The following is a 16525-nucleotide window of genomic DNA, read 5'->3' as shown; positions in this document are numbered from 1 at the left end:
ATTTAATAAATATATCGGCTTATTTTTCATTTTATATAGAAAAAACCTTCCGATAAAAATATCGGAAGGTTTTTAGTATAAAAATTAACCTAATAATTGAAGGACACCTTGAGGTTGTTGGTTTGCTTGAGCTAACATAGACTGAGCCGCTTGAGTTAAGATATTATTTTTTGTAAATTCCATCATCTCTTTAGCCATATCTACATCACGGATACGAGATTCAGCAGCTGTTAAGTTTTCTGCTGTTGCACCTAAGTTGTTAATTGTATGTTCTAAACGGTTTTGAACCGCACCAAGACTAGAACGTTGTGCAGAAACTTTAGCGATTGCTTTATCTAATGTATCAAGTGCATTTTGAGCACCAGCAGATGTAGATACATCTACACCTGTAATGCCTAATGAAGCCGAACGCATATCATCGATACCAAATGAAATAGTTTGCCCTTTATTTGCACCGATTTGTAGCGTCATACCACCATTACCAGCAGCATTGGTTTGAGCACTTGATAAACCTAAATCTTTAACAAATGTATTGCCTGTTTTATCGCTTAAGTTTATTGGTCCTGTTTCGCTAACAACTTCAAAGCGACCATCATCAGTTACATTCACTTTTACTTTCGCAATATATCCAGGATCTCCAGGATTTACAGCGCCAGCTGTAGTGTTAGCACCTGAAATAGCTTCGTTTAAAGCATCTTCTAAAATTTTAGCTCCCGATGCCATAGTTGTTGAACTATCAATATCTGCACCAGTTGTAACTTTCATTGTCACACCATTGATTTCTGCATTAAATTCTGAACCACTTGCTACTGTTGAACCATTATAGTTTGTAGTACCATCAGTTACAACACCCGTAGTACCTAGGGCTTTTGAAAGCACTGTTGTACCAGAAGTTACTTCAATCTTAGAATTAATTCCTTCTGAGCCGCTTGAAAGTACTAATTTACCATCACTACCTACATAACCAGAAACATGATCAACATTTGCACCTGATTTATCGATAGCTTCATTAATTTTGCTTACAATTAAATCAGCAGCTTTTTTCTGAGATGTAGAATCCGATCCAACACCTGTAAGAATATTCTTTTCATCTTGTGTTAGTGAACCCCAGTTTACTTTAATATCAGTACCATCAATTTTAATTGTTTCTTCTGAGAAAATTCCAGATTGTCCTGCTAATCCAGAAGTAATTGTACCGCTACCTGTTACTTTCCCAGCAGTTAACTTCGCAACTTGTGAACCAGTTGTTGTGTTTTGGCCAACAGTTGCGCCACCAGCAGATTTTAGGTTACCGTTAAGTAATTTTTGAGTATTGAACTCAGTTGTGTTACCGATACGATCGATTTCGTCTTTTAATTGTTTTACTTCGTTTTGGATTGCCTCACGGTCGATACCAGTGTTTGTACCGTTTGCAGATTGGTCTGCTAAAACACGGATACGTTGTAGAATATCGTGTGTTTCGTTTAATGCACCCTCAGCTGTTTGGATTAAAGAGATACCATCTTGAGAGTTTTTTGTAGCCATTTCAAGACCACGGATTTGAGAACGCATTTTTTCAGAGATAGAAAGACCAGCTGCATCATCACCTGCACGGTTAATTTTGTATCCTGAAGATAATCTTTCTAAGTTTTTTGCAGAAGCTGTATTATTAGCTCCTAAGTTACGGTGCGTATTTAACGCAGCAATATTATGTTGAATTCTCATAATGGAATTCCTCCTTGAATGTTATTTTACTCCACATCCTTGTGGAGCAAATTATGTAACGGTTGAATCACCATAGTGGTTCGCTGTTACATAGTTTATATCGTATGTGATTTGAATTATTTAATAGTTTTATAGATAATTTATAAAAAAATTTTTAAAGAATTACTTTTTTGTCAAACCTTGAAGAATACTAGGTTCAATATTCAATGCAGCTTGATTTTGTGCCTGGATGGCTTCAAAAATTTCAGTACGATGAACCTTCACACTTTTAGGTGCAACTATCCCAATTTTCACCTGTTCTCCATCTATAGATAAAACTTTTATTTCAATATTGTTATCAATCATTATAGACTCATCTTTTTTTCTAGATAAAACTAGCATGTTTTACACCTCAATTTTAGAAAGTGGAAAGTGTAATGGATAGGCTACATTATCATTAAGAACAATTTGCTTCCCAAATTTCTTCTTTATATTAAAAATAACTGGAGCTAATAGATTCATTGTTGAATCATTTAAAGATTCTTTCAATGTAACAATTGCATACGTAGCAATATCATCCGCATTTTCAACTTGCAAATCGGTAATATCTTCTTCACTGATATCAAATGCATAGTCATTCTTAAATGCATAGGGATAAGCCACAACGAAACCTATTTTAGCATCTGTTATAGATTGTAATACGGCAATCGGAAGTTCCGAATCTATTGGTAATAAAACGAATCTTTTTTCATTTGGAAAACCAGGCAATCCACATTCAAAAGTTAAAATCTCTTTTTCATCAATTGTTACTTCGCCTAATAATTTTGTTTGGATTTGCATACAAATTCTCCTTTAACTTTTAACATCAATGGTAACAGATGGTCTTTGTATCATTGTACCAGTTACTTTTCCAGGTGTATATTCAAGGATAGGCTTGTTCACTTGAGTGTCAATTTTAGGCTCCTGACGCGTAATGTTTACATCTGTAGTACCTGGCGTATAGTCAATTTTCACAGAACCTACAGATGGCACAAATTTTATGTTATAAGGACCTGGACGTTTTGGACCTGTATTTTGCTTGGCAATACTTTGCATGACAGAACGCCCCTGGTCCTTACCTGCGGCGTTCATCATTTGATATCCCTCCTTGACTCTTCTTGAAATCCCTTTGAGAACTCCTTCTTTTCCAGCCTGTGCATATTTTTCGATTGACTCTTTATTCGTTAACATCCCAATATCACTTCGTGCCTGAGAAGAATCTATTTTCAAGGTACTGTCAGTCGTGTGAATTTCCAAAATTGCCGGGGGCTGAGAAATGGTTTGCTTTGCTCTTGGTTGGTGTATGCGTTGAACAGGATCTTTGATACTCCAATCCATTTTTATATCATTTGTCGTTATTTGGATTTGTGGAATTTTCATAGTATCACCCTCTCTTTTAAAAAAGCGTTTGAACATAAACTAATGTTCAAACGCCTTAAATTTGTAATCAAGAAAATATTCTACATATAACAAACCAATCATCTATATCTTATTGACAATACTATATTAACGAATAAAATCCACTAGTGTTTGTTGAATAATTTTAGCACCTACTGAAAGAGCTGCTTGATGGATAGATTCACTAGTAACTAGCTCTGTAATAGCCTTTGAATAATCTACATCTTCGTTATTAGATAATTGTTTTGTAACACTAACCTCCCGGATTGATAAACGATTTTCCATCATTTCAACCCGATTTTGACGAGCACCAATATCAGCCTGAGCCTCTAGCACTTTATTGTGTAAAGTTGTAATATCATCAGAAGTACTAGTGGAGGAGAATCCTCCTAATGCACTACTAATCTCTTCACTTGTTGCTAAAGGACTGCGTTTAGGATCTAAAAGATCTGATATTTTCCCCATTAACGCATCTAGATTTCCAAATAAATCAGCACCTGGTGTATTAACCTGTATTTGAAGGTCGTCATAGATTTCTATTTTCACTTCACCATTCGGAGCATTTATTTTTTGATCTGCTGTTGCTCCTGTAGTAATAACCGTATTATTCACCAAATTTGTATAATCAGCATTTATCGTTTTATTGCCATTTGCATCTGTATCTGGTCCAAATAATGCTTTTCCAGTATTTGTTCCGCTGAAAATATATCTATCAGCAATTTTCGTATTACCTACTTCTTGTAGGTGCTTGCGAATTTGATCTATTTCTGTTTTGATTTTTTCACGTTCGTCAATAGAATTCGTTCCACTAGCTGCCTGAATTACTAACTCCCGAACGCGCTTCATTTGCTCCCCTACTTGATTTAATGATTCATCAGAAGCATCTAGCCAGTTATTAACTTCATTCATATTACGTGTATATTGTTCAACCCTACCTAAATCTCGACGATAGCCCATCCCTTTTACAGCAATAACAGGGTCATCTGAAGGTCTAGTAATTTTTGAACCCGAATTAAGTTGATCTTGCAACTTTGACATCTTTCCGTAACTTCTATTTAAGTTTAATAACATGTTATTAGATAACATAGATTGCGTAACACGCATTTTTATAAAAACCCCTTTCTAATAAATATTTATAATCCTACACGGCCCATGCCATTAATAATCTTATCTAATGTTTCATCTACGACTGTAATCATACGCGCATTGGCGTTATAAGCCTGTTGGAACGTAATCATATTTGTCATCTCTTCATCTAATGACACCGAACTTACCGAATCACGATTATTAGAAAGTGTTAGCAATAAGCTTTCAGACGTTTTATTTAATCGATATGCCTCTTCACCATCAGTTCCTAACTTTCCTATCATGCCTTGATAGAACGTGTTAAATGTCGCACCATCTAGGTGTTCTGCTGAGGGTGGAATTACTATAGTGTTTGCACCAACTGTAATCGTTAGCCCACCTGCGCCAATTGATTTGGATTGGAGATTTGCAAGTTCAATAGCCCATTTACCATTTCCTTCTTCACCTTTTACAGATGACGCTGCTAATAAGGATGAATTTTTTTTCAAATCTTCATTTACTTTAATATTTGCAGCTGTAAACGTTTCTGGCGTCCCGCCATCACCAGTGAAAAATGCAACTCCTGCATCTCCATTTAAATCAAAGCCACCTTTATGTACTTCATTAAATGTATTAGCAAAGCTGCTTGCTAGTTTATTTAGATCTGCTAATGTTTCTAGATAGTATCCTTTTTCACTAATCAAAGTACCACCTGCATCATATTCACCATAACCATATGAATTAATTAAAGATAGTAACTTTCCTTTTCCTGGTTCAAGATCACCATGTTTAATCGTTTTAACTCCTGCACCGGCTGCTGGTTTTGTAGGTGGATCATCTAAATCTGAAATTTCAATTTGCTTAAATACGTTAGTCAAATCATTGCTATCAATAGTGCTAGATTTTTCACCAGTTGTATTCATTGCAACGTAGTTTTTGCCATTAACAAGTACAATCGGGTCGCCTGTTGAATATGATTTAAAAGAGATTGTTATACTTCCTTCCGCTACATTACTAGCATTACCACCTGAAGGAACACGTTCAATCGAAATAGGGATGTAATTATTTAGTTCATCGATTAATACATCTCGGGCATCGTATAAATCATTTGGCACAAGTCCATTTGGTTCAACTTCTTGTACTTGTTTATTAATTGCAGCAATCTGTCGTAAAAGTGAATTAATTCGGTCTGTAGCAACATTGATTTCATTCCCTAAGTTACCTTGAATCGTTTTTAACTGTGTATCCATATAATTAAAGGATTCTGCAAGGTGGACAGCACGTTGGATAGCTACTTTTCGTGACGATGCATTTTCTGGATTAGTACTAACATCCTCTAGTCCCTTCCAAAATTGCTCTAACGCTGCATTTAAACCAAATTGGGATGGTTCATCAAGGATATCTTCCATTTGTGAAATCGCATTGGAACGAGATTCCCAATACCCCAGCTTATTCGTTTCTTGACGATATTGGCGATCAATAAACTCATCACGAATACGTTGAATAGATGTCGCTTCGACACCAGTACCTAGGTGCCCAGGATAGTAAGGTGAATTTAGTCCGGCAGTTGGAAAACCTTGTGTAGCCTGCATATTAACTCGTTGGCGTGAGTAGCCTAGTGTGTTAGCGTTGGAAATATTATGTCCTGTTGTGTATAAAGCTGTTTGCTGTGTGAAGAGGCCACGTTTACTAGCTTCTAAACCCATAAATGTTGAGCGCATGTTTCTTCCTCCCTTGTTATGCTTGTGAATCAAAATATGATTTTTTAGCGATGGTATTCGTTCCGCGTACCTCGTTGCTGGAGTAGTTCATTTGCTCTGTACGAGGTCTTACGGCATCTAATGTTAGGTTGACGATTTGTAGTGATTGGAAAACGAGTTTTTGATTTAAGTCGTTTTGTTTTCTGAGGTCATTGATAATTTGCATTAAACGATCGCGAACTGCTGAGAGTGTTGCTTTGTCAGCTTGGTGTTCAGCGGCCTCAATGATATCTGCGACAGTCGTTTTGTCAGATGAAGCAAGTCCCTTTGCTTCAAGGTAGTCCGTTACCTGTTTCTGACGCTGTTGCTCGAGCTTATCGATGGCCGCTACGTGTGCCTGCTCGTCCTTGAGCAATTGGTCTAGAGCTTCGATATCGCCAGCTTTAATGATTTCAGTTTTTTTAAAGGCTAGTTCGAGTAAGCTTTTATGCATTCTCTCTAGCATTGTTAGTGTAGAACTAATTGCTTCTACAGACATATCGTTATACACCCTTTCTGCTATTCCCTAGAAACGATAATATTTCAGCATATCCTCTGCCACTTTACGTGCATCTACTTTATATTCACCAGAAGCAATATCCTTTTTTAACTGTTGAACATGGTCTGCCCGCTCCGTACTGTATGTTGAAACACCTTGCATTTCCTGTGCAGCCTTTGAAATTTCAATTTTATCGGCGAAAGATGCTTTGTTTGTATCTGATTTCACATTGCGTACTTGGTTTTTATAGGCGTTTACTGCATTAATTCCATAAGATGTAATTTTCATTTCAATACCCCCCATCTCTAAATCCTATCTTACTATTATTTCGGATTGTCTCACATAATGTTAAGTTTTCACATAGAAAAAAGTGTGCTAATTTTGTTTAAAATTAACACACTTGGAGTAATTAACGTTTACGTTCTGAGTGATATGTTACTCGATCACGTTCCTCAACACTTTGGCGAAACTCTTTGGCAGCTTCGAAAGTCCTTAACTCAGATTTTAAATCATCCTGACATTTCGAGCAGAGCTTTCCTGTCGTCGTTAGATGGCCACAGTTATCACATGGGTAGCCAAGGTTAGGGAACATAGCTGGCTGTAAACGACCTTTACGAACCCATTTAAACAGTAAATCCTTATCTGCTCCCGTTGCTTCCACAATACGTTCTACAGTTGCCGCACGGTTTTCACGTTTACGTAAGAAACGATAAACGATTTGATAAAGTTCCTCCTCTGATTGTGCACACTTATGACACACTTCTCGGACTCCTGTATAATTAAAAAATTCATTACATTTTGGACAATTACGAACCTCTGCCATTGGCCTTTCCTCCTCTTTCTAGTAAATTTATCTACGAATGCTGTCTCATTAACTATTATACATAATGTATTGGCATTTTCATCCTTCAATTAATGTGAAGTATTGGACATTTTTAGCACCTGCTTGCATTAAAACATTTTCAGCATGCTGTAGAGTCGTCCCTGTGGTTTTTATATCGTCAAAAAGAAGATAATTTTTATGTTCGACTTGAGCACCCTCCTTTAAGCGAAAAAGTGGAGCTACATGTAGACGTTGCTCTCTATTTTTGGAGCTTTGTGTTTCTGTCGTTGTCTTTTCTAATAATTGAATAAAAGGAATATAAGCTGCCTTTAATAGTTCATCAGTATGTGAGAAGGTACGCTCCTGTTGTTTAAGAGGGTGCATTGGAATGGGTAGAATTATCGCTTTTTCTTTGGTGAGACGATTATGAAGCTCCTGTCGAAATACCTTTGCAAGGGCTACATCCTGAAGAAATTTTAACTGGTGTAAGTAATCTTTCATTGCCTCATTATATTGATAGAGGGATGTAGTAGAATGTGAAGGTGCAAAACGAGCAGCACATCTTTCACATAGAGTCGGTGAGAATTGCTTAGTTAAAATCATTTTCCAGGAAATAGTTATTTTTAACGGCTGTGTACACATTAAACAATGGGATTCCATTTTATTCATTCAGAAAACCCCTTCTTATTATAAAATTGAATTTTCGCACATGCCTCATCCATCTCTGCCGTAATACCATGATGAAAGAAAAGGACGTCCCCATAAGGAAATTGAACATTTCGTCCAACTCGACCTGCGATCTGAATGAGGGCACTGGCAGTAAAAATCAATGACTCTGCCCCTATAACGGCCACCTGTACATTGCTAATTGTAATGCCTCTTTCTAATATGGTTGTTGTTAATAAGCCGGGAACTTCTTTATTTCGTAGCTTTAACACCTTCTCCTTCCGCTCTGGATCTGCAGCATGCACAGCTAATATGTTTTCATTTACCTCTTGTACAAGAGGTGTTGCACTATTCATTAAGGCAATTGTCGGGAAAAATAATAAAAAGGGTTCCTTGTGGTGTAAGCGTTCTTCTATCCATTTTTTCAACCTGCTGGGGATTTTACCTCTCTTGAAGCATTTATCATAGCCCCATAAAGATCGAACTTGTGGAACTGGTAATGGATGATTATGATAGCGTTTTGGAATAAAAGAGTAACTTTCTTGCTGGTAAGTATGGAGTAAGGATGATGATGGGGTTGCTGTCACAAATACGAGAGGAGCATTTTCCTTTTTAGCCTTTCCTACTGCTCTTTGTAGGGTTTCATCAAATGTATAAGGAAAAGCATCTGCCTCATCTACAATCATGACATCAAATGCCTTATCAAATCGGTAGAGCTGATGAGTCGTTGCTATAATAAACTGTGCATAGCCATTTTGGTGAGGTGCTCCACCGTATAAAGCATGAATAACTGTTTCAGGAAAAGCCTGTTGAAAGCGTGGATACAGTTCTAACACTACATCTGTACGTGGTGTAGCAATACAAACACGTAGCCCTCGCTTTAATGCATCATAGACAGTAGGAAAAAGTAGCTCTGTTTTCCCTGCACCGCATACAGCATGGATTAAATGCGATCGTTTTACTTTCACACTTGCTAAGGTTTCATTAGCAGCCTGTTGCTGGAGTTCGGTGTATTGACCTGACCATTTTAATGCATGCTTATTAAGCTTTATCGACTTTGGGCCAGTCCAAATGATTAATTGTGTACAGCTACTTACTCTACCCATCTTTATACAGTGTCGGCAATACACACATTTTCGTCGACATTTTGAGCAATCGAATTTTGTGAATAATTGCGGGTCTGTATTGTGGCAACGATTGCATTTCATAACGGGCTTCATTTGAATTCCTTCTATTATACTGACGTATTTTCGCTGTATCGCTTTATCAATATCTTCTGCTGAAAATGGTGAATGATCTTTTAACCAAATGCGTCCTTCATGAAAATCACGTAATGCTGGTGGCAACAACCAACCTCTATATCTCATTACATTTTCTCCTTTCATAGAAAAAAGCCTCTACTTTTTCTGTAGAGACTTCCTTACAATTCGTTATTTTTTTGTCCATCCTAATCCCATTGAGCCTTCACCTAAATGGGTACCGATAACAGGACCAAAATAGCTCAATTTAAAGTTTACGTTCGGGTAAGTTGAGGCTAATTGCTCTAGCCATTCTTGCGCTTCAGCAGGGCAATTCCCGTGAATGACAACAGCGTCCATCGCTTCATACTTTCTTGCATCCTCTGCTAGCAATTCCTCAGCGCGTTTCAATGCCTTTTTACGTGTACGGATTTTTTCGAAAGGTACAATTACCTTGTCCACAAAATGTAAAACAGGCTTTACTTGTAATAAACCACCAATTAATGCTGCCGCAGAAGATAAACGCCCACCACGCTGTAAATGCGCTAAGTCGTCTACTATGAAGTAAGCACGAATATACTGCTGCATGTCCGCTAATGCTGCAAGTATGTCTTTTGCTGAATGGCCCTCTTTCGCCATTTCAGCCGCTTTTAAAACGTAAAAGCCTTGAACAGCACAGGATATTTCACTGTCGAATGCATAAACTTCAATACCTTCCACCATTTCGCCTGCCTGCACTGCACCTTGGTATGTTCCACTAATACCACTCGATAAATGGATGGAAATTACCTCATCATAATCCTTTGCTAGCTCATCAAAAAGAGCGACAAATTCTCCGATTGGAGGCTGCGTTGTTTTGGGAAATTCTTTGGTACCACGCACCTTATCATAAAATTCAGATGCTGTGATATCTACTTCTTCTGCAAATAATTGACCTGAGATATTGACACTTAAAGGTATCATGTGAATGTTTAAGCGTGCACGTTCCTCAGCTGTAATATATGCAGTACTATCTGTTACGATTGCCGTCCTCATCCATGTCCACTCTCCTATGATTCTTAGTTTACAATCTATTTCTTCTTGGTGCAATTGTTGTTCGTTTGTACTGTCGCTTCGGTTTCGCATAAACTACGGGAAACAAAAAGAAATGAATGTGAAATGAATGACGAACGTGGGATTCACGTTCTCGTCCTTCTAGAGTTATGCTAGTAAGCTAGCTTCCATTTCACATTCATTGTCTATGTATAATAGGCATATCTTCACTCAATTCTTATGTTGAATGAAGATAGCTTCTGTTAATTTCCTGTACTTGACTGCGAGTCATCACCAATATAAAAGACACTTGTCACTTTCCAATCGTTGTCCTCTTTGACAAAGACTGTTACCTGACGTCCTGCACTTTCATGTTCGACATTTGTCTCAAGCTGAAGTGAGTGCATTTTCATGTTGGCAAATACTTGCGCCTCTTTTGATTCATACTTGGCAATTGTTACATTTTCTACTTCACGCTTAATATCAAATTGTTCAAATACTTCTGTTGCATATGTTTTTTCTTCATCGTATTTAAAACCCTTTGGATTTTTCGAGATAGTATTCATATAACGATCAATTTCTTCAGCATTTAATGCAGCAATATACTCATCAAAAGATGCTAAAATCGCTTTTTCATCTCCCGCTGGTACATTATCAGCCTTTTCTACGTTTCCACCCATCATTTCAAAGCCAACTGTACCATCCTCTATTACTTTATCTCGTTCTTCATCACTCATCTTCTCATCTTTATTACCACAGGCAGTTAACACTAATAAGATTAGAACTGCTAGAAAACTTTTCTTTAACATCAAAAAACCTCCCGCGCATATTGTAGCATATAAATGCTTTCGTAGGAATTTTGTTGTGCATTTTCAACATTTAGGTGCTACATCTTCCTTATGACGCATTAGGCTGTAAAATGTTGCATGATCTGCTAGTTATCATGTTTATACGTACGAATAGTAATGTTACAAAATTGTGAATAACCTGTTCTTCATCAAGTAAGCTCAATACAAATTATTACCAAAAAACAATAAAAAACTGTTTTAAAAACTACTTCAATAGAAAGTAGCTTTTAAAAACAGTTTTAGCAATTATCGCACTTCAACCCAACCATTTTTGATAGCTGTTACAACGGCTTGTGTACGGTCATTCACATTCATTTTTTGTAGAATACTTGATACGTGGTTTTTAACCGTTTTTTCAGAGATAAAAAGTGTCTCGCCGATTGTACGGTTTGATTGGCCATCTGTTAATAGCTGTAATACTTCACATTCACGTTTCGTTAGCAAATGGAATGGTCGACGAATTTCCGTTTGGTGGAAGTTACCTTTATTTTCGTGTTCTGAAAGTCTTTTGAACTCTGCCACTAAATTTTTTGTTACTTTTGGATGTAAGTAAGATCCACCGTTTGCAACAACTTTAATCGCCTCAACGATTTCATCTGCATCCATTTCTTTTAACATATAGCCAAGAGCACCTGATTTTAATGCATGTGTAACATATGTTTCATCATCATGTATGGACAGCATAATCACTTTGGCATCTGGAAATTCAGAAATTAACTCTGCCGTTGCTTCTACGCCATTTTTACCTGGCATGTTAATATCCATAAGTACTACATCTGGTTCGTTTTCAGCATATAACGTAACCACATCTGTGCCATCGTCACCTTCTGCTACTACATCAAACGTATCTTCAAAATCTAAAATGCGTTTTACTCCTTCGCGGAATAGCTGGTGATCGTCTACAATAATAATCTTTGTCATTTGTCTTTACCCCCTAAATTTCTGCAACAGTTACATCATTTTACTTCTAATGGTATTTTAAATAACACCGTCGTACCTCGATTGATTTCACTAGTAATGGTGATAGTACCATTTAAAATTTCAATACGTTCTTTCATTCCTAAAATCCCAAAGGAATGGTCCTTCACTACTTGTGGGTCAAATCCTATCCCATCATCTTTTACAACAATATTGACGGCATCTTTTAACCATTCAAGCTTCACCCAAATGTCTTTACACTTTCCATGCTTCATGGCATTTGTTACACATTCTTGCACTAATCGGAAAATGGATACTTCATAATTTGAAGGTATACGTTTTTCTGTACTTCTCGATTGGAAATGAATTTCAACACCTGGATTATATTCAGTTACTGTCGATAAATACTTCTTTAATGTCGGAATAATTCCCAAATCATCAAGTGCCATTGGTCGTAGATCATAAATAATACGTCGCACCTCAGATAAAGCATTGCGTACCGTTTTCTTTAAATCGGCAATTTCAGCCAATGCTTTTTCAATACCTTTTTCACGATACGTTCTATCTATTAAATCAGTGCGCATAAGTACATTTGCAAGCATTTGAGCAGGTCCATCGTGAATCTCTCTCGATAAACGCTTCCGCTCTTCTTCTTGAGCTGCAATAATACGTATCCCAAAATCTTGCTTCATTTTTGCTTGTTCAAGGGCTAAACCAACATTTTTTAAATCTGAAGTTAAGTAATTCAAAACGACATTTACCTGATTGACAATATGATCAGCACGTTCAATCGTATCGAGTAATCCTCTTAATCTTCTCTCTAGATCATCTCTTTTATCCCGTAGCTGTTTTTCTTGTGTTCTAATAACGGAGAGCTTTACTTGAAAATCATGTGCAGTTTCATATGCTTCTCTAACTTGTTCTTCGGTATAATTATCAAAAGCTTTACTCACTAATACAAGTCGTTGCTTAGCAAGCTGCGTACTTTTTTCCAATGCATCGCCATCATCAATTACGATTGATATTTGTTTTCGAACAATTTCTAGCTCTTTTTGCATATCTTCAAAGCTTCTGCGGCTTTGTTCACTTATAATAAAGATATCATCCTTTGAGCTCATGATTGTATCTAACATTCGATTGAAAATGTCATCAAGCGACTTTAAATCGAAGGTATCATTTGAAAACATAGTATACTCCCCAGTCTAATGTCTTATGATTACTTACTAATTTAATAGACTAAAATCACATATTCCCTAGTCTACACCTATTATAGCATTACCATGCTAAAATTTAATGCTTTTTCTTCATGAAAATTATAGAATAGAACTCTAGTTAAAAGGAGATTGATACGAATGAGAGAAAACTATTTAACTGTAAAAGGATATGGTGAAAGCGAAATCGTCATTTCCAAATCTCGCTTTCTCACTTATATAGAACGTGCAGAAACGGAAGAGGATGCAATTTCTTTTATAGATGGTATAAAAAAATTGCATCATAATGCAACACATAACTGCTCTGCTTATATCATTGGCGAGCATGATCATATTCAAAAGGCAAATGATGATGGGGAACCTAGCGGTACAGCAGGCGTCCCAATGTTAGAGGTCTTAAAAAAACAAGGGTTAAAAGATACGGTCGTTGTTGTGACTCGCTATTTTGGAGGCATTAAGCTCGGTGGTGGTGGTCTCATTCGTGCTTACGGAAAAGCAACTACAGAGGGATTGATTGCTGCACAGGTAGTTGAACGTAAACTGCATCATTTCATGAAAGTGGCTATTGATTATACATGGCTAGGAAAAGTCGAAAATGAAATAAGAAGTTCATTATATACTTTAGAGGAAATACGCTATTTGGAGGGTGTTGAAATCATTGTTTCTGTGCCAAAAGAGGAAGAGGAACAGTTCCGAAGTTGGATAACAGAAATGACTAATGGACAGGCTTCCACCATTTTCGAAGATGCTCAATTTGTAGAATTTATTGTCAATTAAATAGTTTTAATTGTCGAAACTAAATATGCATAGTATAATTTTTTTGTTAAGCTATTTTATTGTCCACACAATTACTGAGTTAAAATTGAATAAAATTTAGCTTCATCGCATTATTATTCCCAATAATTAGAGGAGAATATATCTATTATGAAAAAAAGATCTGTTAGTCCAAATAAAAAGAGATCTTCTAAAGCTTCCTTAATTATAAAAGTTACACTACTCCTTGTTGCCAGCTTGGTGATTTGTGTAACGGCTTATGCTGTTTACCTTACAAAACAGGTAGAGCATGCTGCAGACTCAGCATATGAGGAGTTAGAAGGTCGAGAGGTTTCTACGCAACGTGTAGAGAAAGTAGAGCCTGTACAAGATAATGTATCTATTTTATTTGTAGGGGTTGATGATAGTGATAATCGCGGGCAAGGTTCAGACCATTCACGCTCCGATGCACTCGTTTTAGCTACATTAAATAATAAAACCCATACAATTAAAATGCTAAGTATTCCTCGTGATTCATACGTTTATATTCCTAAAGTAGGTTATAAAGATAAAATTACTCATGCTCATGCTATGGGTGGAACACTTACTACGATTGAAACAGTAGAGGAACTATTTGATATTCCTATCAATTACTATGTACGTATGAATTTCAATGCCTTTATTGATGTAGTCGATGCTTTAGGTGGTATTGAAGCTGAAGTACCATATGCTTTACATGAATTAGATGAGTTTGATAAGTTTACAATTAACTTACAGCCAGGCTTACAGCATTTAAATGGTAGTGAGGCACTTGCACTCGCAAGAACACGTAAACAAGATAATGATATTGAGCGTGGTAAACGTCAACAAGAAATTCTTTCTGCGATTATTAAAAAAGTCGCTTCTGTTAAGTCCGTTACGAAATATGATGATGTCATTAAAGCTCTTGGTGATAATATGAAAACAGATATGACATTCACTGAAATGAAGTCCTTCTTATCTTATTTATCAAAAGGTGCACCACGTATCGATTCCTTAACATTAGATGGCACGGATGATACATCTACTGGTATTTATTATTACCAGTTAAATCAAGATTCTGTTGAAGAAACAAAAGAGATTTTCAAAAACCATCTTGGCCTAAATGAACAATCATCGAGTCTAACAAGTGGCAATACTGGAACAGATAGTGCTGCTAGTAGCGATGACAATTCAGTTATTGAATAGACCTTTCAGACCATAGACTAACAACTTGTCTATGGTCTTTTTATACGGCTTCTCCATTTGTTTGATTACCCTTTTCATTTACCCCGCCTAGTAATCGATAAACAAGCTTATTTAAGTTTCCCTTCTCTTCCATTCCCTATACATAAACAACGGATTAGAAAGCGTTTCTCGGTGTCTAGCAACTCACCGTTAAAGTCTTTTTAACAACAAAAAAGCAATCACACAAATTGTATGATTGCTTATATTTTATTTACTAAATATCCGTACAAAATTCAATAATGGTTTATAATTTTTACCAGCCAATCCGATAACCTCTACAAAGATTTCAATAGCTGTTAGGATGACCGCTACAAGTAAAATAGCTCCCCAAACCTTTGCCATAGAGAAAATGATAGCTGCTAAACCAAACATCACTGCAATTCCGTAAATGATTAGGACTGTTTGTCGATGTGTAAAGCCCATATCGAGTAAACGATGGTGTAAGTGTGATTTATCTGGATCAGACCATTTCTTTTTCATACGAACACGACGAACAATCGCAAAGAACGTATCAGAGATCGGAACACCAAGAATAATAATTGGGATGATTAAAGCTACAAATGTAATATTTTTAAAACCAAGTAACGCTAACACAGAAATCATAAATCCAAGGAACAATGCCCCTGTATCACCCATAAAGATTTTTGCTGGGTGGAAATTATAAAATAAGAAACCAAGTGAAGCTACAGCTAAAATGGCTGCTAACGCTAAAACAAACACATTACTCATAATAAACGCCATGACAGCTAATGTAATAAGTGCAATTGTAGAAACCCCTGCAGCTAAACCATCTAAGCCATCAATTAAATTAATGGCATTTGTAATACCGATAATCCAAATAATCGTTAATGGAATACTTAGTAAACCAAAGTCTAATGTACCTAAGAACGGTAGATTTACCATTTCAATTTCAATACCGCCTACAAAAACAACAATCAGGGCAGCAACTAGCTGACCAAGCATTTTTGCTTTAGCAGAAATCTCACGCATATCATCAATAACACCCGTGATCACGATTATACAAGCACCAATAATGATAGCTAATAAAGCTTCGTTACTACCATGTTTCGTATGGACTAAAAAAGAATATAAAATCGTCACGCCAATTATAAAGGCAAGGAAAATGGCTAAACCGCCAAGTCTTGGCATAATTCGAGCATGTACTTTTCGATAGTTTGGTGCGTCAACTGCACCTATTCTAAACGCTAAACGTTTCACTAATGGAGTTAACAAAATGGATGCAACGAATGCTGCTATTAAAGACACGTAAAGCATGTCTCTCCTCCTCAAATAAATAATCTACATTGAAATCCAAATTGATTATAGCATGAACAAGCATTGAAATAT

At 36.6% G+C, this 16525-nt stretch carries 18 protein-coding genes; 2 read left to right on the top strand and 16 right to left on the bottom strand.

Going from position 1 to position 16525, the window contains the following annotated elements; translation table 11 throughout:
- Positions 1–84 precede the first annotated feature (84 nt).
- From MHB65_RS03250 to MHB65_RS03180, 15 genes are all read right to left on the bottom strand, one after another.
- Entirely contained in the window at positions 85–1704 is a 1620-nt protein-coding gene (locus MHB65_RS03250; RefSeq protein ID WP_342442471.1) for a flagellin, read from the bottom strand.
- A gap of 162 nt (positions 1705–1866) precedes the next feature.
- The gene (gene csrA, locus MHB65_RS03245; protein WP_259420191.1) at positions 1867–2085 is read right to left on the bottom strand and encodes a carbon storage regulator CsrA; all 219 of its coding nucleotides are present in this window, start codon (positions 2083–2085) and stop codon (positions 1867–1869) included.
- Positions 2086–2088: 3 nt separating this feature from the next.
- Positions 2089–2523: a flagellar assembly protein FliW gene (gene fliW / locus MHB65_RS03240; protein WP_342442470.1), complete on the bottom strand. Its 435-nt coding sequence runs from the start codon at positions 2521–2523 to the stop codon at positions 2089–2091.
- A gap of 12 nt (positions 2524–2535) precedes the next feature.
- Entirely contained in the window at positions 2536–3102 is a 567-nt protein-coding gene (locus tag MHB65_RS03235) for a DUF6470 family protein (RefSeq protein ID WP_342442469.1), read from the bottom strand.
- Positions 3103–3228: 126 nt separating this feature from the next.
- The gene (flgL, locus tag MHB65_RS03230; RefSeq protein ID WP_342442468.1) at positions 3229–4224 is read right to left on the bottom strand and encodes a flagellar hook-associated protein FlgL; all 996 of its coding nucleotides are present in this window, start codon (positions 4222–4224) and stop codon (positions 3229–3231) included.
- 29 nt (positions 4225–4253) lie between these two features.
- Positions 4254–5906, bottom strand: a complete 1653-nt coding sequence (flgK, locus tag MHB65_RS03225; RefSeq protein ID WP_342442467.1) for a flagellar hook-associated protein FlgK — start codon at positions 5904–5906, stop codon at positions 4254–4256.
- 16 nt (positions 5907–5922) lie between these two features.
- A complete protein-coding gene (locus MHB65_RS03220; protein WP_342442466.1) occupies positions 5923–6423 on the bottom strand; it encodes a flagellar protein FlgN in 501 nt (166 codons plus the stop codon).
- A 27-nt stretch (positions 6424–6450) separates the two neighbouring features.
- Entirely contained in the window at positions 6451–6711 is a 261-nt protein-coding gene (gene flgM / locus MHB65_RS03215) for a flagellar biosynthesis anti-sigma factor FlgM (RefSeq protein WP_342442465.1), read from the bottom strand.
- Between the two features lie 121 nt (positions 6712–6832).
- On the bottom strand, positions 6833–7246 hold the full coding sequence (locus MHB65_RS03210) for a TIGR03826 family flagellar region protein (RefSeq protein ID WP_342442464.1): 414 nt from the start codon (positions 7244–7246) through the stop codon (positions 6833–6835).
- 78 nt (positions 7247–7324) lie between these two features.
- Positions 7325–7915, bottom strand: coding sequence for a ComF family protein (locus MHB65_RS03205; RefSeq protein ID WP_342442463.1), 591 nt, complete (start codon positions 7913–7915; stop codon positions 7325–7327).
- The gene (locus MHB65_RS03200; protein WP_342442462.1) at positions 7912–9297 is read right to left on the bottom strand and encodes a DEAD/DEAH box helicase; all 1386 of its coding nucleotides are present in this window, start codon (positions 9295–9297) and stop codon (positions 7912–7914) included. Before MHB65_RS03200 ends, MHB65_RS03205 begins: the two co-directional genes overlap by 4 nt.
- 45 nt (positions 9298–9342) lie before the next feature.
- On the bottom strand, positions 9343–10185 hold the full coding sequence (locus tag MHB65_RS03195) for a DegV family protein (RefSeq protein WP_342442461.1): 843 nt from the start codon (positions 10183–10185) through the stop codon (positions 9343–9345).
- A 260-nt stretch (positions 10186–10445) separates the two neighbouring features.
- A complete protein-coding gene (locus MHB65_RS03190) occupies positions 10446–10991 on the bottom strand; it encodes a DUF3225 domain-containing protein (protein WP_205441224.1) in 546 nt (181 codons plus the stop codon).
- 285 nt (positions 10992–11276) lie between these two features.
- Positions 11277–11951, bottom strand: a complete 675-nt coding sequence (locus tag MHB65_RS03185; RefSeq protein ID WP_342442460.1) for a response regulator transcription factor — start codon at positions 11949–11951, stop codon at positions 11277–11279.
- Positions 11952–11986: 35 nt separating this feature from the next.
- Positions 11987–13135: a sensor histidine kinase gene (locus MHB65_RS03180; RefSeq protein ID WP_205441222.1), complete on the bottom strand. Its 1149-nt coding sequence runs from the start codon at positions 13133–13135 to the stop codon at positions 11987–11989.
- 165 nt (positions 13136–13300) lie between these two features.
- On the opposite strand from MHB65_RS03180, the gene MHB65_RS03175 reads away from it, so the two are divergent.
- Positions 13301–13936: a YigZ family protein gene (locus MHB65_RS03175; RefSeq protein WP_342442459.1), complete on the top strand. Its 636-nt coding sequence runs from the start codon at positions 13301–13303 to the stop codon at positions 13934–13936.
- Positions 13937–14083: 147 nt separating this feature from the next.
- Complete coding sequence (locus MHB65_RS03170) at positions 14084–15139, top strand: LCP family protein (protein ID WP_205441218.1); 1056 nt, start codon at positions 14084–14086, stop codon at positions 15137–15139.
- A gap of 246 nt (positions 15140–15385) precedes the next feature.
- Here the strand turns inward: MHB65_RS03170 and MHB65_RS03165 are convergent, their stop codons facing one another.
- Positions 15386–16453 carry an MraY family glycosyltransferase gene (locus MHB65_RS03165; protein ID WP_004230902.1) on the bottom strand — a complete coding sequence of 356 codons (1068 nt, stop codon included), beginning with the start codon at positions 16451–16453 and terminating at the stop codon, positions 15386–15388.
- Positions 16454–16525: the final 72 nt, after the last annotated feature.

It is taken from the genome of Lysinibacillus sp. FSL K6-0075, from assembly GCF_038592945.1.
In the GTDB taxonomy this organism is placed as follows: domain Bacteria; phylum Bacillota; class Bacilli; order Bacillales_A; family Planococcaceae; genus Lysinibacillus; species Lysinibacillus fusiformis_F.
Note: the sequence above shows the minus strand (reverse complement) of the source record. Positions and strands in the feature narration are given on the sequence as shown.

Excerpts from the sequence above, each read along its gene's own strand:
- MHB65_RS03220 (WP_342442466.1), bottom strand. The coding sequence starts at position 6,423 with ATGTCTGTAGAAGCAATTAGTTCTACACTAACAATGCTAGAGAGAATG.
- MHB65_RS03195 (WP_342442461.1), bottom strand. The coding sequence starts at position 10,185 with ATGAGGACGGCAATCGTAACAGATAGTACTGCATATATTACAGCTGAG.
- flgK (WP_342442467.1), bottom strand. The coding sequence starts at position 5,906 with ATGCGCTCAACATTTATGGGTTTAGAAGCTAGTAAACGTGGCCTCTTC.
- fliW (WP_342442470.1), bottom strand. The coding sequence starts at position 2,523 with ATGCAAATCCAAACAAAATTATTAGGCGAAGTAACAATTGATGAAAAA.
- MHB65_RS03200 (WP_342442462.1), bottom strand. The coding sequence starts at position 9,297 with ATGAAAGGAGAAAATGTAATGAGATATAGAGGTTGGTTGTTGCCACCA.
- MHB65_RS03165 (WP_004230902.1), bottom strand. The coding sequence starts at position 16,453 with ATGCTTTACGTGTCTTTAATAGCAGCATTCGTTGCATCCATTTTGTTA.
- MHB65_RS03210 (WP_342442464.1), bottom strand. The coding sequence starts at position 7,246 with ATGGCAGAGGTTCGTAATTGTCCAAAATGTAATGAATTTTTTAATTAT.
- MHB65_RS03190 (WP_205441224.1), bottom strand. The coding sequence starts at position 10,991 with ATGTTAAAGAAAAGTTTTCTAGCAGTTCTAATCTTATTAGTGTTAACT.
- csrA (WP_259420191.1), bottom strand. The coding sequence starts at position 2,085 with ATGCTAGTTTTATCTAGAAAAAAAGATGAGTCTATAATGATTGATAAC.
- MHB65_RS03170 (WP_205441218.1), top strand. The coding sequence starts at position 14,084 with ATGAAAAAAAGATCTGTTAGTCCAAATAAAAAGAGATCTTCTAAAGCT.
- MHB65_RS03235 (WP_342442469.1), bottom strand. The coding sequence starts at position 3,102 with ATGAAAATTCCACAAATCCAAATAACGACAAATGATATAAAAATGGAT.
- MHB65_RS03250 (WP_342442471.1), bottom strand. The coding sequence starts at position 1,704 with ATGAGAATTCAACATAATATTGCTGCGTTAAATACGCACCGTAACTTA.
- MHB65_RS03180 (WP_205441222.1), bottom strand. The coding sequence starts at position 13,135 with ATGTTTTCAAATGATACCTTCGATTTAAAGTCGCTTGATGACATTTTC.
- MHB65_RS03185 (WP_342442460.1), bottom strand. The coding sequence starts at position 11,951 with ATGACAAAGATTATTATTGTAGACGATCACCAGCTATTCCGCGAAGGA.
- flgL (WP_342442468.1), bottom strand. The coding sequence starts at position 4,224 with ATGCGTGTTACGCAATCTATGTTATCTAATAACATGTTATTAAACTTA.
- MHB65_RS03175 (WP_342442459.1), top strand. The coding sequence starts at position 13,301 with ATGAGAGAAAACTATTTAACTGTAAAAGGATATGGTGAAAGCGAAATC.
- MHB65_RS03205 (WP_342442463.1), bottom strand. The coding sequence starts at position 7,915 with ATGAATAAAATGGAATCCCATTGTTTAATGTGTACACAGCCGTTAAAA.
- flgM (WP_342442465.1), bottom strand. The coding sequence starts at position 6,711 with ATGAAAATTACATCTTATGGAATTAATGCAGTAAACGCCTATAAAAAC.